The following is a 19,769-nucleotide window of genomic DNA, read 5'->3' as shown; positions in this document are numbered from 1 at the left end:
CCTAGATGACAATAACCGCTTCGACTTCGAACTGGGCGCCTTTGGGCAGGTTGGCAACCCCTATCGTTGAACGCGCTGGGAAAGGCTGCGGAATAACGTCGGCCATAATGGCGTTGGCACTGGCGAACTTGCTCAGGTCGGTCAAAAACAGTGTCAGCTTGACGATGTTCTCGAGTGTGCCGCCGGCCGCTTCGATGACTGCCTGCATATTGGCGAACGACTGGCGCACCTGCCCTTCGAAGTTCTCGGAAATCAGCTCGCCGGTACCTGGTTCCAGGCCGATCTGGCCTGACAAATACACTGTTTTTCCTGGTGCGGCCGCAACAGCCTGCGAATAAGGTCCCACGGCGGCTGGAGCCGCATCGGTATGAATAATCTGCTTGGCCATGAAATAACCTCTGAGAGATAAAAACAAAACATCTATCAGAGTTTAATCATCTATAGAGAATATTAACAGCCCCAATGGTCTATTTTTCGACGAAAGCCCGTTCGACCACATAATCTCCAGGCTGGCCTACTCCCGCCGAGATGACGAAGCCGCGCCGATCCAGCATCTGGCTGATGTCGTTGAGCATGTGCGGGCTGCCGCAAATCATGCCGCGATCGGTTTCGGGATTCAAGGGAGGCAGGCCTATATCCTGGAACAAGCGCCCGCTTTCGATCACTTCTGTGATGCGGCCCTGATTACGAAAGGGTTCGCGAGTAACCGTGGGATAGTAGATCAGCTTGTCTTTGATGTGCTCGCCGAAATACTCGTTATTGGGCAGATCGTTCTGGATGAAGTCCGCATAAGCCAGTTCGCTGACGTGACGCACACCGTGCAGCAGCACCACCTTGTCGAAACGCTCGTAAACATCGGGATCTTTGATGATGCTCATGAATGGCGCCAGGCCGGTACCCGTGGCAAACAGATACAGATGCTTGCCGGGCTTCAGATCGTCGACCAGCAGCGTGCCTACAGGCTTCCTGCTGACCAATACCGCATCGCCCGCCTGCAAATGCTGCAAGCGCGATGTCAACGGCCCGTTCTGGACTTTGATACTGAGGAATTCCAGGTTTTCTTCATAATTGGCGCTGGCAATACTATAGGCGCGCATCAAGGGCTTGCCATTGACTTCCAGGCCCAGCATGACGAAATGGCCATTGTGGAACCGTAATGCCGAATCGCGTGTGGTGGTAAACGAAAACAAGGAGTCGTTCCAGTGACGAACGCTCAGAACCTGCTCAGAATTAAAAGCTGCCATGTATTTGCAAAAAAAAAGAATAAGGTTCGGCCAGCATGTTCAGAATTGCCGCTGAAATATCAAGCCTTTACCGGGATGCGCCTAATTTTACCCTACGCTGCGCCCTGCTTTCCCGAATACATCGCGCATTGAAGGGCTACCGATGCTCAAGCATACCGTTGGCTGACCGCCTTGTCCCGCATGGCTTGCCTGAAAACTTACATTAAGTTGAATGAATTTATCGAATCTGTTATCTTCCTGAGAATCATTTCTATTTAAACATATTTACACGCCGATTTATATCTTCGGCATTGCGCGGTCTTTGCGTTTGCAGGGTTCGCGCGGCCAATTCAATCCCCTTTGTTTTCAGATTCCAGAATATCAGGAGAAATTTGATGGGTTCAACCCGTACGCCATTATCCACGCTATGCGCTTTCGCGTTGGCAGGCCTGAGTGCGCTGCCGCTGGCGGCCTGCGCGGCTGACGTCAATCTGTACACGACCCGCGAGCCATCGCTCATACGGCCCCTGCTCGATGAATTCACCAAAGATAGCGGCATTGCGGTCAACACAGTGTTCGTCAAGGATGGCCTGATAGAACGCATCAAGGCCGAAGGAGCGAAATCGCCGGCCGACATGCTGATGGTCGTGGACATAGGCAATATGCTCGACCTGGTTGAAGCCGGCGTTACGCAACCGGTCAGCTCCACCGTGCTGGAAGAAGCCATTCCCGCCAATCTGCGTGGAGCCGATAAGCAATGGTACGCCCTGTCATTGCGCGACCGTGTGGCCTATGTGGCCAAAGATCTGGACGTCGGGGCCATTACCTACGAGGCATTCGCCGATCCGAAATGGAAAGGCAAAGTGTGCATACGGTCAGGCCAGCACCCCTATAACACGGCCTTGATAGCGGCCATGATTGCGCACAATGGCACCGAGGCCACCGAAGCCTGGCTAAGAAATGTCAAGGCTAATCTGGGGCGCAAGGCGACAGGCGGCGACCGCGACGTGGCTCGCGACATCCTTGGCGGCATTTGCGATATAGGCATTGCCAATGCGTACTATGTCGGCCGCATGAAGAACGCCCAGCCGGGTTCGGACGCCCGCAAATGGGGTGATGCCATCAAGGTTGTGCGTCCTGTGTTCGCCCATGAAAAAAGCCGCGGCACCCACGTCAACATCTCCGGCGCATCCATCGCAAAACATGCTCCGAACAGAGAAAACGCCGTCAAATTGCTTGAATATCTGGTTTCCGACAAGGCGCAAAGCTTGTATGCCAATGCCAATTACGAGTATCCAGTCAAGGCCGGCGTCAAGCTGGACCCAGTCGTGGCCAGCTTCGGCCCTCTGGAAATAGACCCTCTTCCCGTTGTGGAAATTGCCAAGTATCGCAAGCAGGCAAGCACGCTGGTGGACAAAGTCGGTTTCAACAACTAGCGCGGGAATCCAGACACTTTGCGTTGGCCTTGTTTTTCCCTGGCTAAATCGGGTCTGGCCTGGCAGTTGGGGGCATTCCTGATAGTGCTGTGCGTGATCGCGCCCATCATTGCCTTGGGCGGGTTCGCCATGGAGGGCTCTTTTGCTCATTGGGCTCACCTGCTTCATTATGTCCTGCCTGAAGCCCTGGGCAACACAGTTTTGCTGTTGCTTGGGGTAGGTGTGCTGGTCACGTGCCTGGGTACAGGCAGTGCCTGGCTGGTGACGGCGTACGAGTTCCCTGGAAGCAAGGTCTTGTCGTGGGCACTTTTGCTGCCGCTGGCCGTGCCCACATACATTGTGGCATTCGCCTATCTGGACATCCTGCACCCTATCGGCCCGATACAGACTTTGCTGCGCGATGTGCTGGGCTACGACAGCCCGCGTCAGTTTCGCCTGCCTGATCTGCGCTCATTGCCTGGCGCAATTTTCCTGCTCGGCTTCGTGCTTTACCCGTATGTGTATTTAAGTACCCGGGTTATGTTCTCGACACAGGCCGCCAGCTTGGTCGAAGCCGCGCGGGTGCTGGGCGAACCCGCCAGCGGCGTATTTTTCAGGGTCGCCCTGCCCATGGCCCGGCCGGCCATTGCGGTCGGTGTCAGCCTCGCGCTGCTCGAAACCCTGAACGATATAGGCGCCTCGGAATTTCTGGGGGTGCAAACCCTGACTGTATCCATATACACAAGCTGGGTATCGCGCTCGGACCTGGCCGGCGCGGCCCAAATTGCCCTGGCCATGCTGGCCCTGGTGATTGCGCTGATTCTGCTGGAGCATCGAGGCCGCCGCCGTCAACGCTATGCCAATACTCAAAGAATGCGCTCCCTGCAGCCCAAGAGACTGAACAAACGGGCCGCGCTCGTGGCATGCGCGCTGGGCTGGTTGCCCGTCATCATAGGTTTCGTGGCGCCGGCACTGTATTTACTCAATGAAACATTCAAGCATTTCCACCTGGTCGGCGGTGTTTCGACTCAACTGATACAGAGCGGGATCAGCACCGTCAAAATTGCATTTTTTGCCACGCTGGCAACCCTGGGTTGCGGTCTGATTCTTGCCTGGGTTGGCCGCAGCACCCGAACAGTGTCGCCATTTCGGGCCTCCCGGCACTACGTCCGCATCGCCAGCCTGGGCTATGCGGTGCCAGGCACAGTGCTGGCCATCGGCCTGTTGACGCCGTTTGCGCTCCTTGACGGCGGCATGGCATGGCTGACTCGGCAATTCGACGATCTTGCCCCAGGCTGGCTGCTCATGGGCTCTTCGACCGCTCTTGTCAGCGCGTATGTGATTCGCTTTCTGGCCATTTCGGCCGGAGGGATCGAAGCCGGCCTGCTGCGGATTCCGCCTTCGCTGGAACAAGCTGCCCGCCTGCTGGGCGAAACGCCCGGGGGCACTCTGCGCCGAATTCATCTACCCTTGCTGCGCCCCGCCTTGGGAGCCGCGGCCCTGCTGATATTCGTCGACGCCATGAAAGAGCTGCCGGCCACACTGCTGTTGCGCCCTGTGAACTTCGACACCCTGGCCACTTGGCTTTACGCCGAAGCGGCGCGCGGCACCTACGAAGAAGGCTCCGTAGCCGCCCTGGCGATTGTGCTGGCGGGATTGCTGCCGGTTATTTTACTGGCTCGAACTCAATTTAAAGTTAAACATTAATTTTATGCCTGAATTCCTTGAATTAAATGGAATTTCTTTGTATTACGATACTCCTGATGGAGGTTTGCCCGTCGTCGACAAACTGTTCTTAAGCCTGGGGCGCGGCCACATCGGCTGCCTGTTGGGGGCGTCGGGCTGCGGCAAGACTACGGTATTGCGGGCAATTGCCGGCTTCGAGCCGGTCCGCGCCGGCTCCATACGCCTGGGTGACACGATATTGTCGTCCACCGAATACCAGATTGAGCCTGAATATCGCCGCGTCGGCATGATGTTCCAGGATTACGCCCTGTTTCCTCACTTGAATGTGGAAAAAAATATCGCATTTGGCCTGCGCCGCCAAAATAAAACCCACCGCGCGCGGCGCATAGACGAACTATTGACGCTGGTAGGGCTGACGGGCTGCGCCCGGCGCTACCCGCACGAGCTGTCCGGCGGACAGCAGCAGCGTGTCGCACTGGCTCGCGCGCTGGCTCCCGAGCCTGACCTGCTGCTGCTCGATGAGCCATTTTCCAATCTGGACATAGATACTCGGGAGCGCCTGGCCTTCGAGGTGCGCGACATTCTGAAAAATACTGGCCATACCGCCTTGCTCGTGACCCATAACCAGGCTGAAGCGTTCGCCATAGCGGATCGGATCGGGGTCATGCGGGTCGGGAAAATCGACCAATGGGACACACCCTACGCGCTGCATCATCAACCGGCCAATTCATTTGTCGCCGATTTCATCGGACGCGAGGCACTGATGACGCAACGCGCTCAGGCCCGCCTGCGCGGCGAAAACAATTAAATTCGAGCGGGCCTTTTCCGCAAAGCCTATTCGTCGTCCAGGCCCAGTTCCTGGCATTTTCGTGTCAGGGTGTTGCGCCCGATTCCCAGCCTTTGTGCCGCTTCAACGCGTTTTCCATGGCTATGGCCAAGCGCAATACGCAATAACACGCGCTCGAAGTCGCGCGTCAGGGTACTCATGATGGCGGGCTCGCCTTGAACGAGCTTTTCCTTCACCTGCTTTGCCAGCATCGCAGTCCAATCCGGCCCTTGCGCCGCGACGGGCTCTTCCGTGTGAGGGTGGCCGGCCGAAATCAAGGCAATAGGCGTGGCCGCCGGCGCACCGATTTCCGGAGGAAGATCGTCCGTATTCACCAGTTGGCTGGCGGACATGACTGACAGCCAGTGGCAAAAATTTTCAAGCTGCCGGATATTGCCCGGATAATCGAAGGCCATCAGGGCCCGCAAGGCTTCAGGCGTCAGGCGCCGCACCGGCACACCCAGGCTGCGGGCGCTGTTTTCCAGAAAAAGCTGCGCCAGGGCGGGAATGTCTTCCTTGCGTTCGCGCAGCGGCGGCAAACGCAGGCGGATTACGTTCAGGCGATGGAACAGATCTTCGCGAAACTGCCCCTGTGCTACTCGTTGCTCCAGAGGCTGATGCGTGGCGGCGACGATGCGGACATCGACCGTCACGGCCTGGGACCCGCCAACCCGATAAAAACTTCCTTCGGCCAGGACTCGCAACAGGCGAGTCTGCAACTCCAGCGGCATATCGCCGATTTCGTCCAGGAATAGGGTGCCGCCATGCGCGGCTTCAAAACGCCCGCGCCGCAGATTCGTAGCGCCGGTAAAAGCGCCGCGCTCATGGCCGAACAGTTCGGCTTCCAGTAAATCGCGTGGTATCGCTGCCGCATTAAGCGCTATGAACGGACCATCGGCCCGGGCGCTATGCGTATGCAAGGCACGTGCTATCAACTCTTTGCCTGTCCCCGATTCCCCCGTTATAAGCACTGTTGCGCGCGACGTCGCCAGACGTCCGATCGCGCGAAACACCTCCTGCATGGCCAGCGACGAGGATTGCAGCATGGCCGACCCGCTGGCACTTTGTTGCGCCTGATCTTGCGGATCTTGCTCCTGTGCGGCGCGCCGAATCAGGGCGACGGCCTCGTTGACATCGAAAGGTTTGGCTAGGTAATCGAAAGCCCCCTTCTGAAATGCCGATACGGTGCTGTCCAGATCGGTGAAAGCGGTCATGACTATCACCGCCAGACCGGGGTGCCGCTGTTTGATGGCCTGCAGCAGGCTCAGGCCATCCTGCCCGGGCATGCGCACATCGGTCACCAGCACAGCCGGCGTGGCATCTTTGAGGGCCTCGAGCACCGCCGCCGCCGAGGTAAAGCTTTGAGCGTCAATCGAGGCGCGGGCCAGCGCCTTTTCGAGCACCCAGCGTATGCTTTGATCGTCATCGACAATCCAGACGGGCTTCATGGCAGCTCCAAAGGCAATATCATGCGAAATTCCGTATGGCCCGCAGTCGAGTCGAATTCAATCACGCCGCCATGCTGCTGTACAAATTCCTGGGCCAGACTCAAGCCCAGGCCGGTGCCGCTGGCTCGACCCGTTACCAGAGGATGAAAAATCTTGTCATGCAAATCGACGGGCACACCAGGCCCATTGTCGATAACCGAGACCACGATACCCATTTTGACCGGTTGCGTGGCCAACATCAGCTGACGGCCGATGCGGGTGCGTAAAACCAGTTTGGGTGCACTCGCAGCCGTACTTTCCGTGAGTGCCTGCGCTGCATTGCGCACCATATTCAACAGGGCCTGCAATAAACGTTCCAGGTCGCCCATGAGCTCGGGGGCCGATGCATCGTAATCGCGCACAATTTCTATTTTCGACCCGTATTCGGCACGCGCCAGGGTATAAACGCGCTCGCAAATTTCATGAATATTGAAACGCGCCCTGTTCAGCGACGCACCCTGTGGAATGATGAGGCGATCAACCAGACTGGTCAGACGATCGGCCTCGGCCATGATCACTTGCGTGTATTCGCGCAACGATTCGTCGCCAAGCTCGGCCTCCAGCAACTGCGCCCCGCCGCGAATTCCGCCCAAGGGGTTTTTGACCTCGTGCGCCAGGTTGCGCAGCGATTCGCGTTGCACATCGAGCTCCTGGCTAAGATGCCGATTGCGCTCGAGCAGGACATGATGTTCGAGCTCCCGCACTTCGAGCAATGCCGCCCAGTCCTGCTGCTGTAAATGCACCAGGGTCAGGCTGACCGGTATGGAGGTTCCCGGGCGGTTGATTGAAAGATCCTGGCGCAACACACCGAACTTGCCCTGGATAGCCTCGCCGAAGCGCGCCTTCAGCGCGGCATCGGCATTATTAAAAAGGGCATGGCCGAAAACACCACTCAGTTGCCTGCGCGACAATCCGAATAGTTCTTCGGCGGCTGCGTTGACATGAGCCACCCGTCCATGCTCATCGAGAAGCACTACGGCTGTGGCCAATAAGTCGTAGCTTGCTATGTCCATATAGTGCGCCTCGCAGGCCGGGTGCACTGGCATCCGGCCACTGAACGCCTACAGACTGTAGTACATATCGAACTCGACAGGGTGAGTGGTCATGCGCAAGCGCGTGATCTCGCCCATCTTGAGTTCAATATATGCGTCGAGCATGTCGTTGCTGAACACTCCGCCGCGCGTCAGGAACTCGCGATCGCGGTCCAGGGCGTTGACGGCTTCTTCCAGCGACGAGCATACCGTTGGAATCTTTGCATCTTCCTCGGGCGGCAAATCGTACAGATTTTTGTCTGCCGGATCGCCAGGGTGGATTTTGTTCTGCACGCCATCCAGGCCGGCCATCATCAATGCAGAGAAGGCGAGATAAGGATTGGCCAGCGGATCGGGGAAGCGCGCTTCGACGCGGCGGCCCTTGGGATTGCCGACATAGGGAATGCGTATCGAGGCCGAGCGATTGCGCGCGGAATACGCCAGCTTGACCGGTGCTTCGTAATGAGGCACCAATCGCTTGTACGAATTCGTACCCGGATTGGTCAAGGCATTGAGCGCGCGGGCGTGCTTGATGATGCCGCCTATGTAATACAGAGCGAACTCGGACAAACCGGCATAACCATTACCCGCGAACAGGTTCTGGCCGTCTTTCCAGATGGATTGGTGCACATGCATGCCCGAACCGTTGTCGCCGACGATAGGCTTGGGCATGAACGTGGCGGTTTTGCCGTATACGTGCGCCACATTGTGTATCGTGTATTTCAGGATCTGGTTCCAGTCCGCGCGTTCGACCAGAGTGCTGAATTTGGTGCCGATTTCGAGTTGGCCGGGAGCCGCCACTTCGTGATGATGCACTTCCACCGGCACGCCCTGCTGTTCCAGCAGCAGGCACATTTCCGAGCGCATGTCGTGAAAGGAGTCGACGGGGGGGACCGGTACGTAACCACCTTTGATGCCGGGGCGATGCCCCAGATTTCCGCCGTCCATGTCCAGGCCGCTCGACCAGGGGGCTTCTTCGGATTTGATCTTGACGAAACAGCCCGACATGTCGGTGTTCCAGGTAATGGCGTCAAAAACGAAAAACTCGGGTTCCGGGCCAAAATAGGCAGTATCGCCCAAGCCGCTGGATTTGAGATAGGCTTCTGCCCGCTTGGCCAGGGAGCGCGGATCGCGGTCGTAGCCTTTCAGATCCGAAGGCTCGACAACGTCGCAAGTCAGAATCAGCGTCGTCTCTTCGCGAAATGGGTCCATGCGGGCCGACTTGGGATCGGGGATCAGGAGCATGTCCGACGCTTCAATCCCCTTCCAGCCTGGCAGGGACGACCCATCGAAGGCTTGCCCGGTTTCCATTTTGTCCTCGTCCACCGTATGGCCCGGCGCGGTGAGATGATGCTCGCGTCCCAAGGTATCGGTAAAACGAAAATCAACAAAAGCGACTTCGCGTTCTTTGATGAGCGTAACAACTTCTTCTGCGGTGGACATATGGGCTCCTGAGCAAATAATAGGTCAAACCAATTTTGAGTGGTCAGAGGATGTAAAGCAAAAATCGTGCCAGGCTTTCGAATCCTTGGGGATTCAATTACTTGAACATTGAAGATTCGGTTTATTTCAGACAAACAGAAATAACGCACCATAATGGTGCAAATTATAGTGCATAAACGCCCGGAATTGGGCATTACTCTAAAAACTCGGCTTGCAAATCGTTTAAAAACTGCCAGCCCAGGGCGGTAGCCTGCAATCGTACAGGATCGGATTCGAGCAGGCCTCTGGCGACGGCGCGGCCCACAGCCGGGGCAATGGCCAGCGTCGACAGGCCCGTTCGTTCACTGAAACTGGCGCTTGACACGCCCGCCTTCAGCCGCAAGGCATTCAACATGAATTCGAATCCCAGCTCGTCGTTCCCGACAGTACGCTCTTCCGCGATATGGCTGCCATCGAGTCGCGGCGCCCGGTCCATCCAGGAGGCCGGGTTTTTGAGTTTTGCCTGCCGGATGATCTTGTCATGAAATGACAGTTTGCCATGCGCGCCCGGACCTATGCCCAGATAATCGCCAAATTCCCAGTAATTCAGATTATGGCGGCAGCGCGCGCCTGCCTTGGCATAGGCTGACACCTCGTAGCGCTCCCACCCCCGAAGGCTGGTCTGTTCGGTGATCAAGTCCTGCATGGCGGCGCTGGCATCGTCGTCGGGGACTGGAGGCGGATATTTGGCAAATACGGTGTTGGGTTCGAGAGTCAGATGATAAAGCGACAAATGTTCAGTATCGAAGGACATGGCCTGGCGCAAGTCCTGGGCACAGGCTTCCAGGGATTGCCGGGGCAAGGCGTACATGATGTCCAGATTGACTCGGCCCACGGCATTTTGCGCGATGTCAATGGCTGCGCAAGCCTGTTTGGCATCGTGTATGCGGCCCAGGGCCTTGAGGGCCTGATCGTCAAAGCTCTGGATACCCAGCGAAATCCGGTTTATTCCGCTGCGGGCATACTCGGCGAAGCGCCCTGCTTCCACCGTGCCCGGATTGGCTTCCAGGGTTATCTCGGCGTCGGGCAAGACGTTCAGATAAGCGCGAAACAAAGCCAGCATCTGGTCGATCGTCGAGGCCGAGAGCAGGCTGGGCGTGCCCCCGCCTATGAAAATTGTTACGACCTGGCGGCCCCAGACCTGCGGCAAGGCTTGTTCCAGATCGGCCCGCAAGGCGGCAAGATACTGCTGTTCGGGCACTTCGCCCTGCAGAGCATGCGAATTGAAATCGCAATAAGGGCATTTACGCACACACCAAGGCACATGCACGTATAAAGACAATGGCGGCAGGCTGGTCAGTATTGCATTGGCAGGCGTAACCAGCTTGCCATGGGATTGGGCCGGCCTGGCTTCTGGCACAATAGAAAAAGTGGGATGCACCGCGGTCTCGCAACGGGTTGATGGTGAGGCTATTGCCGCTAGCTTACTACCGGATACCTAGCATGCGCCAATCGGCTAGGCTCGCAGCGCTTGTATCAGTTTTTTCAAGGCTTGCGCGCGATGGCTGAATTGGTTTTTCTCTTCCGGACTCAGTTGCGCCGCTGTTTTTCCCAGATCGGGCAAATAAAAGTACGGATCGTAGCCGAAACCATTGGTGCCTTGCGGCGTATCCACCACTTCGCCCTTCCAGACTCCTTCGGCGACAATCGGCCGCGGATCATCGGCCGAACGCAGATACACCAGTACTGCCACATAAGAGGCTATGCGATCCCTATGAGGCGCCAGCATCCGGAGCAGGTGCTGGTTATTGGCCGCGTCGGATTTTTCACCACCATTTTGCAAAGCATAGCGGGCCGAAAACACGCCAGGTGCGCCGCCCAGGCAATCCACGCAAAGGCCGGAATCGTCGGCCAGCGCGGGCAAGCCGGTATGCAGGCTTGCATGACGGGCTTTGGCCAGGGCATTTTCGACAAAAGTGGCAAACGGTTCATCCGCTTCGGCCACACCCAATTCACCTTGGGCCACCATCACCAGACCCGCCTGACCAAGAATGGCTGAAAATTCTTTGAGCTTGCCGACGTTATTGGAGGCTAGTACTACTTTGGAATCTGGCATGGGGCAATTCGCGTCAAACCCATAGTTTAACCCGGGCGAACGAGCGGGCACGAGGCTCGCTCCTACAGAGCCGCCACGTCGGCGGGCTGGGCCGCGTCCTGAACCAGCAGCGATACAAGCTCTTTGGCAAAGACCGGCAACCTGTCGAACTGCCGCACGCAAATATGCAGTTTGCGCAGTGCCCATTCATCGCTGAGCGTAATGATTTTAAGGCGCAGGTTCTTCACATAACGGTGTGCGGCCGATTCAGGAATTACGCCGATCCCGACCTGGGCGGCAATCATGCGGCACACCGTTTCGAAGTTGCTGACTTCGACCCTGAAGCGCAGAACGCGCCCCATGTCATCGGCGGCCTGCAGCAAGAAAGCATGAATGGCGCTCGCTTCGGACAAGCCTACGTAATCGTATCGCAGCGTTTCTTCGAAACTCAGGATATCGTGCCCAGCCAATGGATGGTCCGAGCGTGTGACCAGTACCAGCCTGTCGGTTCTATACGGCAGGAACTCGACATTTTCTCCACCGCCGGCCTGGGCGGTGACCCCGATGTCGGCGGTCCCGTCGGCGACGGCCTTGACTACCTGGTAGCTTAAACGCTCGCGCAATTCGATATTGACGTCGGGGTGATTGGCCAGATAGTGCGCCAGCACGGCCGGCATGAATTCATTCATGGCCGTGGTATTGGCATATACCCGCACACTGCCTTTGACGCCTCGCGCGAACTCCTGGATATCGCCACGCAAATGCTCGATCTGGCGCAGCACTATGCGGGCATGTCGTACGAACGCCTCGCCCGACGGGGTCAGTGTCACTCCCTGGCTATTGCGATACAGCAAGGCCGTGCCCAGATGGATTTCCAGGTTTTTGACACGATTGCTGGCTGCGGGCAGCGACAAAAAACTGCGCTCGGCGCCTTTGGTCAGACTGGAGGCCCCCGCCACATTGACCATCAGTTGCATATCGGTCAAATCAAAGTGCATGGCCATAAAATGAAGCCTTCTTCAAAAAAAATAAACTCCCGCTTAAGCAATCAATAATAGGCAAGCATGTTGCGTTCGGGCACAGTAGCAGCATTGTAATGAAATCAGGATAGCCCCCAATGCAGGAGCCAAACCGACAATACCAGGAAATCCGCGACGCCATCCGCGATTTGTGCGCCCAGTTTCCTCCCGAATACTTCCGGAAAATCGACGAGCAGCGCGGCTACCCCGAGGAATTCGTCAACGCGCTAACCGAGGCCGGCTGGCTGGCTGCGTTGATTCCGCAGGAATACGGCGGATCGGGCCTGAGCCTGACCGAGGCCTCGGTCATTATGGAAGAAATCAATCGATCGGGCGGAAATTCCGGTGTTTGCCATGGCCAAATGTACAATATGGGAACCCTGCTGCGCCATGGTTCCAAAGAACAAAAAGAACGTTACCTGCCGCGCATCGCCACGGGCGAGCTGCGCCTGCAATCGATGGGAGTAACTGAGCCCACTACGGGCACCGACACCACAAAAATCAAAACCATGGCGGTAAAAAAAGGCGACCGGTATGTGGTGAATGGCCAAAAGGTCTGGATCTCGCGCATCCAGCACTCCGACTTGATGATTTTACTGGCCCGCACTACCCCGCTCGACCAGGTCAAGAAAAAATCCGAAGGCATGTCGATTTTTATCGTCGATCTGCACCAGGCCATCGGCAAAGGCCTGGCCGTGCGGCCCATTCCAAACATGGTCAATCACGAAACCAATGAGCTGTTTTTCGACAATCTGGAAATTCCGGCGGAAAACCTGATCGGCCAGGAAGGCATGGGCTTCAAATACATACTCGATGGGCTAAACGCCGAACGCACCCTGATTGCCGCCGAATGCATCGGCGACGGCTACTGGTTCGTCGACAAGATATCGGCTTACGCCAAAGAGCGTATCGTATTTGATCGCCCCATAGGAAAAAACCAGGGCGTGCAGTTTCCCATCGCACGGGCGCTGATCAACATCGAGGCTGCCAGCCTGATGCGCTACGAGGCCTGCCGCCTGTTCGACGCGCACCAGCCCTGCGGAGCCCAGGCCAATATGGCCAAGCTGCTGGCGGCAGACGCTTCATGGGAAGCCGCCAACGTTTGCCTGCAATTTCACGGCGGCTTCGGTTTTGCCAACGAATACGATATCGAACGCAAATTCCGGGAAACCCGCCTCTATCAAGTGGCGCCGATTTCCACTAACCTGATTTTGTCCTATGTGGCCGAGCACGTGCTGGGTTTGCCGCGCTCGTTCTGAACGCCAGCTTGTTTTTTATTCTTCTACACGCACTGCAAGACCATGAATCATCCCAGCGCCGAACTCTGCCGATTTGCCGCCGAACTCAACTTCGGCGATATCCCCGAACCCGTATTGCGTCGCGCGGAAGATCTGCTGCTCGATTGCCTGGCCTCGATACTGGCTGGCTCAAGTTCCCGGCCGGTACAAACCGTATCGGGCTTTGCCCGGGCCATGGGGCCGGCCAGCGGGCCCTCCGAAGACATGGTCACGCGCCGCAGTTCCAGCCCTTTGTTTGCCGCCATGGTCAATGCCGCCTCGGCACACATGGTCGAACAGGACGATGTGCACAATGGCTCGGTATTTCATCCTGCCGCCGTGGTGTTCCCTCCCGCCATTGCCATGGCGCAGGCTTTGGGGCGCTCAGGCAAAGACCTGCTGGTCGCTTCGGTCGCCGGCTACGAGGCCGGCATACGCATAGGCGAATTCCTGGGCCGCTCGCACTATACGGTTTTTCATACCACCGGCACGGCCGGAACGCTTGCCGCGGCAATAGCCACAGGCCGCCTGCTTAACCTGGATCCGGCACAAATGCTGCACGCCCTGGGTTCGGCCGGAACGCAAGCGGCTGGCCTGTGGGAATTCCTGCGCGACGGAGCCGACTCCAAGCAATTGCACACAGCCAAAGCGGCAGCCGATGGCCTGACCGCCGCCTGGCTGGCCAGCGAAGGGTTTACCGGGGCCTCACATATACTGGAAGGCCCGCAAGGCATGGCGGCCGGCATGTCGCGCGATGCGGACCCCAGCCGCCTCACGAATCTGTTGGGTTCGCGCTGGGCCCTGCTTGAAACTTCATTCAAGTATCACGCCTCCTGCCGCCACACCCACCCCGCCGCCGACGCCTTGCTGCAGGTCATGCAAACCCATAAGCTGGAATTCAGCGATATCGCCTCGGTGGTCGCCCACGTGCACCAGGGTGCCATCGATGTGCTCGGGCCAGTGGTCAAGCCCGAAACAGTGCATCAGTCGAAATTCTCCATGGGCTCGGTCCTGGGCCTCATTGCCCAGCGCCGGCATGCCGGCTTGCCCGAATTCGATGCCGGCTTGAACGATCCGGCCATCGTCGATTTTCGCCAGCGCGTCACCATGCAGCTGGACCCCGAAGTCGACGCCGCCTACCCCAGGCAATGGATAGGCAAAGTCACCGTGCAAACCCGCCAGGGGCAGACACTTGCCGGGCGTGTCGACGTACCCAAAGGGGATCCGGGCAATACCCTGTCCAGACTCGAGCTGGAAGAAAAAGCGCTGCGCCTGGGCATCTATCGCAACGCGGCCACCCCCGAAGAAGTGCGGAACCTGATAGCCAAGGTCTGGAATATGGCCAATAGCGAGCGGATCGGACGTTTCCTGAGCCAGGGGTAAGCTTCGCCGCTACGGCGCACGGGCGGGCCCCTTATGCCCCCCATCATGGCAGCCACAGCCCAATCAGCCGGACAACCGGCGATCATCCCTGGAAATATTTACTTTTCCTTTACGCCTGCAGGCCCAGTCTTTACTAATTATTTAGACGCTTCCGACTAAGCTGCTCATCATCGGCGCAAGCCTTTTCGATGAGCCTCTTGATGGACCTGATTTATATCGGCGCAATCCTCGTGTTTTTAATTCTCGGCAGCCTGCTCGCCATGGGCTGCGACAAATTAAAAGGACGGTCATGAACACCTTTTACGTCATAGGCGCAATCGCTGCGCTGGGCCTGCTCGTCTATTTGATTGTCGCTTTGTTCAAGGCCGAGGATTTGTGACATGACTGCGCAATCATTCATGCTGCTTGCCGCGTTCCTGGCGATATTGCTGATACTCGCCTATCCATTGGGCATCTATCTGGCTAAGGTGGCAAGCGAAGCGCCCGTCGCCGGGATGGGCTGGCTCGGCAAAGTTGAAAGCCTGCTCTATCGGATGGCAGGGGCATCGGCCCGTTCCGCCATGAGCTGGAAACGCTATGCGCTTGCCCTGCTTGCCTTCAATGGCTTGGGCGCGCTGGCCGTATATGCCATGCAGCGCCTGCAGGCCTGGCTGCCGCTCAATCCGCAATCTTTTCCCGGCGTCGGTCCCGACCTGGCTTTTGATACGGCGATCAGTTTTGTCAGCAACACGAATTGGCAAAGCTACGGCGGCGAATCGACCATGAGCTATCTGACTCAGATGGTAGTCTTGACGGGGCAGAATTTTTTCTCGGCGGCGACAGGCATCGCGGTAGCCTTTGCACTGATACGCGGCTTTTCGCTTCGCTCCGCCCAATCGATAGGCAATTTCTGGGTGGATATCACGCGCGTGACGCTCTATGTCCTGCTGCCGCTGTCAACCTTCTTTGCCATATTTCTGATGAGCCAGGGCGTTGTCCAGAACTTCTCGGCCTACCAGAACGTGGGCTTGCTCGATCCTGTCACGTACCAGCAGGTCAAAACCGATGCCACGGGCCAGCCGCTGAAAAATGCGCAAGGCAATCCCGAGACGGAAACATTGATCGCGAAAACACAATCGCTGGCGATGGGTCCAGTCGCTTCGCAGGAAGCCATTAAAATGCTGGGCACCAATGGCGGCGGCTTTTTCAACGCCAATTCCGCTCATCCTTTTGAAAACCCGACGCCGCTGTCGAATTTTGTCCAGATGCTGTCGATACTGCTGATTCCGGCCGGCCTGTGTTTCGCGTTCGGCCGCATGGTCGCAGACATGCGGCAAGCCTGGACGGTAATAGGAGCCATGATCGCGATTTTCATCGTGATGGCGGCGGTCACGATGATCGCCGAACAGCACGCAAATCCGTTCTTCCACGGCCTGAACATCGACCAGGCCGCATCCGCCCTGCAGTCGGGCGGGAATATGGAGGGCAAGGAAACACGCTTTGGCATCAGCGCATCGGCCTTGTTCGCGGCAGTCACGACCGCGGCATCCTGCGGTGCGGTCAATGCCATGCACGATTCTTTCATGCCGCTCGGGGGCATGATGCCGCTGCTGCTTATGCAGTTCAGTGAAGTGATCTTCGGTGGAGTGGGCTCCGGCCTGTACGGCATGCTGATTTTCGCCATTCTTGCCGTGTTCATCGCCGGCCTGATGATAGGCCGCACCCCCGAGTATCTAGGAAAAAAAATACAGTCCTACGAAATGAAAATGACCTCGATCGCGATTCTGTCCACACCGGTGCTGGTATTGGCCGGCACGGCAATCGCTGTCATGACGGGGCCCGGCCAAAGCGCGGTCGGCAATCCCGGCACCCACGGGTTTTCGGAAATTCTCTATGCTTTCAGTTCCGCGGCCAACAATAACGGCAGCGCATTCGCGGGCTTATCGACCAACGCGCCGTTTTACAACGTAATTTTAGCGATTGCGATGTGGTTCGGCCGTTTCGCCGTGATCGTGCCCGTCCTGGCGATAGCCGGTTCTTTGGCCGCAAAACCCCGGCTCGAGGCCAATTCCGGCACCATGCCCACGCACGGCCCTCTGTTCCTCGTCTTGCTGATCGGCACGGTCGTGCTGGTTGGCGTGTTGAACTATGTGCCGGCACTTGCCCTGGGGCCTATAGCCGAACATTTGCAACTCTTCGCTCGCTGACAAGGGATCCGCCATGCATCCATCTGTAGCCAAAAAGGCAAATGCCTCGCGTGCGGCCCTCACGCAATTCGACTTGTATTCAATGCTTATCGCCTTGATTGAAGCGTGCAAAAAACTTGATCCGCGTATCCAATGGCGCAATCCGGTAATGTTCGTGGTGTATGTGGGCAGCATCATGACCACCCTGCTGTTCATCCAGGCTGTCGTCGGCGTGGGCGAGGCAAGTCCGGGATTTATTCTTGCCGTGGCAATCTGGCTTTGGTTCACCGTGCTGTTTGCCAATTTCGCCGAGGCCCTGGCCGAAGGCCGCAGCAAGGCACAGGCGGCATCGCTGCGGGCCTTGAAGAAAACCATTATCGCCAAGAAGCTGGAGACCGCCCGGCATGGCAGTCCATGGGCCGCAACCGATGCCATTGCGCTGCGCAAAGGCGATACGGTATTGGTCGAAACAGGAGACACCATTCCTTCCGATGGTGTGGTCATCGACGGAGTGGCTTCTGTAGATGAAAGCGCCATCACAGGGGAATCCGCGCCAGTCATTCGCGAATCGGGCGGCGATTTCAGTTCAGTGACGGGCGGAACACGGGTGCTGTCGGACTGGTTGATCGTTCGCGTGGCGACCAATCCCGGCGAAGCATTCCTGGACCGCATGATCGCCATGGTCGAGGGAGCCAAACGCAAAAAAACGCCCAATGAAGTCGCTCTTACGATCTTGCTGGTAGCGCTCACCATAGTCTTTCTGGTGGTTATCGTCACCTTGCTCCCTTACTCGCTCTATTCGGTTCATATTGCCAACGGCGGTTCGCCGGTGTCAATCACCGTATTGATCGCCTTGCTGGCCTGCCTTATCCCGACCACGATAGGCGGCTTGCTTTCAGCCATCGGCGTGGCCGGCATGAGCCGGATGATGAGGGCAAATGTCATCGCCACGTCGGGCCGCGCGGTCGAAGCGGCGGGCGACGTCGATATACTGCTGCTGGACAAGACAGGAACCATTACCCTCGGCAATCGGCAAGCCGCATTGTTTGTCCCCGCTCCCGGCCTCACGGAACAGCAACTGGCCGACACGGCGCAACTGGCATCCCTGGCCGATGAAACGCCCGAAGGACGCAGCATCTGCATATTGGCCAAGCAGCGCTTCAATATCCGCGAACGCGACATGACGGCGCTGCATGCCAGCTTCGTGCCCTTCACTGCCCAAACCCGCATGAGCGGTATCGATATTGACGGCCGCGCGATTCGCAAGGGCGCCGCCGACGCGATCAGGCGTCATGTCGAATCGCTGGGGCAGGCTTTTCCGGCTGAAGTCGAGAGAGCCGTGGACGATATGTCCCGGCGCGGCAGCACTCCCCTGGTTGTGGCTGACAATGGCCGGGTAATAGGTTCAATCGAACTGAAAGATATAGTCAAAGGCGGTATCAAGGAACGGTTCGCCGAACTGCGTCGCATGGGTATCAAGACAATCATGATTACCGGCGACAACAAATTGACGGCCGCCGCGATCGCCGCCGAAGCCGGCGTGGATGATTTCCTGGCCGAGGCCACGCCCGAGGAAAAGCTGAAACTGATACGCGGCTATCAGGCGGAAGGACGAATGATAGCCATGACGGGCGATGGCACCAATGACGCTCCGGCGCTGGCCCAGGCGGATGTGGCCGTGGCCATGAATTCCGGCACGCAAGCGGCCAAGGAAGCCGGCAATATGGTCGATCTGGACTCGAATCCGACCAAGCTGCTGGAAATCGTGGAAATCGGCAAACAGATGCTGATCACACGCGGCTCGCTCACGACGTTTTCCATTGCCAACGACGTCGCCAAGTATTTTGCGATTATTCCGGCAGCGTTCGTCACTACGTATCCGCAACTGAAGGCGCTCGACGTCATGCATCTGGCCAGCCCCTCATCGGCCATCATGTCGGCGGTGATTTTCAATGCCTTGATTATCGTGGCTCTGATTCCATCGGCCCTCAAAGGCGTCAAATACCGTGCCGTTGGCGCTGCGCAGTTATTGCGCCGCAACTTGCTGATCTATGGACTGGGCGGGATCCTCGTGCCATTCATCGGCATCAAGCTGATTGATCTGGCGCTGACCTTGCTTCATCTTGTGTAGGAAATCATCATGAAAGACACACTGCGCCCGGCGTTCATACTTTTTGCAGCACTTAGCCTGATTTGCTGCCTGGTATATCCCTACGCAATAACAGGCATAGGCCAAATAATCTTTCCCTACCAGGCCAATGGCAGCCTGATACAGAAAAATGGCCGGACGATAGGATCGGCGCTCATCGGCCAATCGTTTTCGTCGCCACGCTATTTTTGGGGGCGGCCATCAGCCACCGGGCCGATGCCGAACAATGCGGCGGCCTCCGGAGGCTCCAATCTTGGCCCCTCCAATCCCGCACTGCCGGACTCCGTAAAAAGCCGCATTGCAGCGCTGAAACGGCTTGATCCGGACAATACCTTGCCAATTCCTGTCGATCTGGTCAGCGCTTCGGCCAGTGGCCTGGATCCGGAAATCAGCGTCGCGGCGGCCAATTACCAGGCCCCGCGTATCGCCCGCCTGCGCAAGCTCCCTCTCGCGGCGGTTCTCAAGCTCATTTCCAGCCATGCACAGGTTCAACATCTCGGCTTTTTTGGCGAGCCCAGGATCAACGTACTGGCCCTGAATATGGCGCTCGACGAGCAGCACTGACGTATCATGGCAAATACAGGCCCGGGA

17 protein-coding genes are annotated in these 19,769 nt (G+C 57.6%); 9 read left to right on the top strand and 8 right to left on the bottom strand.

The features are described from left to right. Position 1: 1 nt before the first annotated feature. Positions 2-388 (bottom strand): Rid family detoxifying hydrolase, encoded by a 387-nt coding sequence (locus tag ACYVIS_RS15075; protein WP_232743078.1) that lies wholly within the window; start codon positions 386-388, stop codon positions 2-4. 79 nt (positions 389-467) lie between these two features. Then, on the bottom strand, positions 468-1,244 hold the full coding sequence (locus tag ACYVIS_RS15070; RefSeq protein WP_232743077.1) for a ferredoxin--NADP reductase: 777 nt from the start codon (positions 1,242-1,244) through the stop codon (positions 468-470). Positions 1,245-1,618: 374 nt separating this feature from the next. On the opposite strand from ACYVIS_RS15070, the gene ACYVIS_RS15065 reads away from it, so the two are divergent. The 3 genes from ACYVIS_RS15065 to ACYVIS_RS15055 are packed head-to-tail and all read left to right on the top strand — an operon-like array spanning position 1,619 to position 5,132. Continuing rightward, positions 1,619-2,659, top strand: coding sequence for a Fe(3+) ABC transporter substrate-binding protein (locus ACYVIS_RS15065; RefSeq protein WP_232743076.1), 1,041 nt, complete (start codon positions 1,619-1,621; stop codon positions 2,657-2,659). 18 nt (positions 2,660-2,677) lie between these two features. Then, positions 2,678-4,345 (top strand): ABC transporter permease, encoded by a 1,668-nt coding sequence (locus tag ACYVIS_RS15060; protein WP_232743075.1) that lies wholly within the window; start codon positions 2,678-2,680, stop codon positions 4,343-4,345. Positions 4,346-4,349: 4 nt separating this feature from the next. Next, a complete protein-coding gene (locus ACYVIS_RS15055; RefSeq protein ID WP_232743074.1) occupies positions 4,350-5,132 on the top strand; it encodes an ABC transporter ATP-binding protein in 783 nt (260 codons plus the stop codon). A 26-nt stretch (positions 5,133-5,158) separates the two neighbouring features. Here ACYVIS_RS15055 and ntrC read toward each other — a convergent pair whose 3' ends face one another. From ntrC to ACYVIS_RS15025, 6 genes are all read right to left on the bottom strand, one after another. Next, complete coding sequence (ntrC, locus tag ACYVIS_RS15050) at positions 5,159-6,598, bottom strand: nitrogen regulation protein NR(I) (protein WP_232743073.1); 1,440 nt, start codon at positions 6,596-6,598, stop codon at positions 5,159-5,161. Then, positions 6,595-7,650 carry a nitrogen regulation protein NR(II) gene (glnL, locus tag ACYVIS_RS15045; RefSeq protein ID WP_232743072.1) on the bottom strand — a complete coding sequence of 352 codons (1,056 nt, stop codon included), beginning with the start codon at positions 7,648-7,650 and terminating at the stop codon, positions 6,595-6,597. Before glnL ends, ntrC begins: the two co-directional genes overlap by 4 nt. Positions 7,651-7,698: 48 nt before the next feature. Continuing rightward, positions 7,699-9,111, bottom strand: a complete 1,413-nt coding sequence (gene glnA, locus ACYVIS_RS15040) for a type I glutamate--ammonia ligase (RefSeq protein ID WP_232743071.1) — start codon at positions 9,109-9,111, stop codon at positions 7,699-7,701. Positions 9,112-9,304: 193 nt separating this feature from the next. Further along, positions 9,305-10,513 (bottom strand): radical SAM family heme chaperone HemW, encoded by a 1,209-nt coding sequence (hemW, locus tag ACYVIS_RS15035; RefSeq protein ID WP_370635985.1) that lies wholly within the window; start codon positions 10,511-10,513, stop codon positions 9,305-9,307. A gap of 93 nt (positions 10,514-10,606) precedes the next feature. Next, positions 10,607-11,206, bottom strand: a complete 600-nt coding sequence (gene rdgB / locus ACYVIS_RS15030; RefSeq protein WP_460874308.1) for an RdgB/HAM1 family non-canonical purine NTP pyrophosphatase — start codon at positions 11,204-11,206, stop codon at positions 10,607-10,609. 62 nt (positions 11,207-11,268) lie between these two features. Next, on the bottom strand, positions 11,269-12,189 hold the full coding sequence (locus ACYVIS_RS15025) for a LysR family transcriptional regulator (RefSeq protein ID WP_232743068.1): 921 nt from the start codon (positions 12,187-12,189) through the stop codon (positions 11,269-11,271). 113 nt (positions 12,190-12,302) lie between these two features. On the opposite strand from ACYVIS_RS15025, the gene ACYVIS_RS15020 reads away from it, so the two are divergent. The 6 genes from ACYVIS_RS15020 to kdpC all read left to right on the top strand — a co-directional run bounded on the left by ACYVIS_RS15020 (position 12,303) and on the right by kdpC (position 19,742). Beyond that, positions 12,303-13,463 (top strand): acyl-CoA dehydrogenase family protein, encoded by a 1,161-nt coding sequence (locus tag ACYVIS_RS15020; protein ID WP_232743067.1) that lies wholly within the window; start codon positions 12,303-12,305, stop codon positions 13,461-13,463. Positions 13,464-13,505: 42 nt separating this feature from the next. After that, the gene (locus tag ACYVIS_RS15015) at positions 13,506-14,864 is read left to right on the top strand and encodes an MmgE/PrpD family protein (protein ID WP_232743066.1); all 1,359 of its coding nucleotides are present in this window, start codon (positions 13,506-13,508) and stop codon (positions 14,862-14,864) included. A gap of 289 nt (positions 14,865-15,153) precedes the next feature. Next, complete coding sequence (gene kdpF, locus ACYVIS_RS15010; protein WP_232743065.1) at positions 15,154-15,243, top strand: K(+)-transporting ATPase subunit F; 90 nt, start codon at positions 15,154-15,156, stop codon at positions 15,241-15,243. A gap of 1 nt (position 15,244) precedes the next feature. Next, positions 15,245-17,050 (top strand): potassium-transporting ATPase subunit KdpA, encoded by a 1,806-nt coding sequence (gene kdpA / locus ACYVIS_RS15005; RefSeq protein ID WP_232743064.1) that lies wholly within the window; start codon positions 15,245-15,247, stop codon positions 17,048-17,050. An 82-nt stretch (positions 17,051-17,132) separates the two neighbouring features. After that, positions 17,133-19,160, top strand: a complete 2,028-nt coding sequence (gene kdpB, locus ACYVIS_RS15000; protein ID WP_232744533.1) for a potassium-transporting ATPase subunit KdpB — start codon at positions 17,133-17,135, stop codon at positions 19,158-19,160. Positions 19,161-19,169: 9 nt separating this feature from the next. After that, positions 19,170-19,742, top strand: coding sequence for a potassium-transporting ATPase subunit KdpC (kdpC, locus tag ACYVIS_RS14995; RefSeq protein ID WP_232743063.1), 573 nt, complete (start codon positions 19,170-19,172; stop codon positions 19,740-19,742). Positions 19,743-19,769: the final 27 nt, after the last annotated feature.

The organism is Paralcaligenes ginsengisoli (assembly GCF_054781135.1).
The sequence above is the reverse complement of the archived record's forward strand: the minus strand, read 5'-3'. Positions and strand labels throughout refer to the sequence as shown.

Bases quoted from the DNA above. Each gene is read 5' to 3' on its own strand.
- ACYVIS_RS15070 (WP_232743077.1), bottom strand. From the start codon at position 1,244: ATGGCAGCTTTTAATTCTGAGCAGGTTCTGAGCGTTCGTCACTGGAAC.
- kdpF (WP_232743065.1), top strand. From the start codon at position 15,154: ATGAACACCTTTTACGTCATAGGCGCAATCGCTGCGCTGGGCCTGCTC.
- ACYVIS_RS15065 (WP_232743076.1), top strand. From the start codon at position 1,619: ATGGGTTCAACCCGTACGCCATTATCCACGCTATGCGCTTTCGCGTTG.
- ACYVIS_RS15075 (WP_232743078.1), bottom strand. From the start codon at position 388: ATGGCCAAGCAGATTATTCATACCGATGCGGCTCCAGCCGCCGTGGGA.
- kdpB (WP_232744533.1), top strand. From the start codon at position 17,133: ATGCTTATCGCCTTGATTGAAGCGTGCAAAAAACTTGATCCGCGTATC.
- ACYVIS_RS15055 (WP_232743074.1), top strand. From the start codon at position 4,350: ATGCCTGAATTCCTTGAATTAAATGGAATTTCTTTGTATTACGATACT.
- ACYVIS_RS15015 (WP_232743066.1), top strand. From the start codon at position 13,506: ATGAATCATCCCAGCGCCGAACTCTGCCGATTTGCCGCCGAACTCAAC.
- kdpA (WP_232743064.1), top strand. From the start codon at position 15,245: ATGACTGCGCAATCATTCATGCTGCTTGCCGCGTTCCTGGCGATATTG.
- glnL (WP_232743072.1), bottom strand. From the start codon at position 7,650: ATGGACATAGCAAGCTACGACTTATTGGCCACAGCCGTAGTGCTTCTC.
- rdgB (WP_460874308.1), bottom strand. From the start codon at position 11,206: ATGCCAGATTCCAAAGTAGTACTAGCCTCCAATAACGTCGGCAAGCTC.
- ACYVIS_RS15025 (WP_232743068.1), bottom strand. From the start codon at position 12,189: ATGGCCATGCACTTTGATTTGACCGATATGCAACTGATGGTCAATGTG.
- ntrC (WP_232743073.1), bottom strand. From the start codon at position 6,598: ATGAAGCCCGTCTGGATTGTCGATGACGATCAAAGCATACGCTGGGTG.
- glnA (WP_232743071.1), bottom strand. From the start codon at position 9,111: ATGTCCACCGCAGAAGAAGTTGTTACGCTCATCAAAGAACGCGAAGTC.
- kdpC (WP_232743063.1), top strand. From the start codon at position 19,170: ATGAAAGACACACTGCGCCCGGCGTTCATACTTTTTGCAGCACTTAGC.
- ACYVIS_RS15020 (WP_232743067.1), top strand. From the start codon at position 12,303: ATGCAGGAGCCAAACCGACAATACCAGGAAATCCGCGACGCCATCCGC.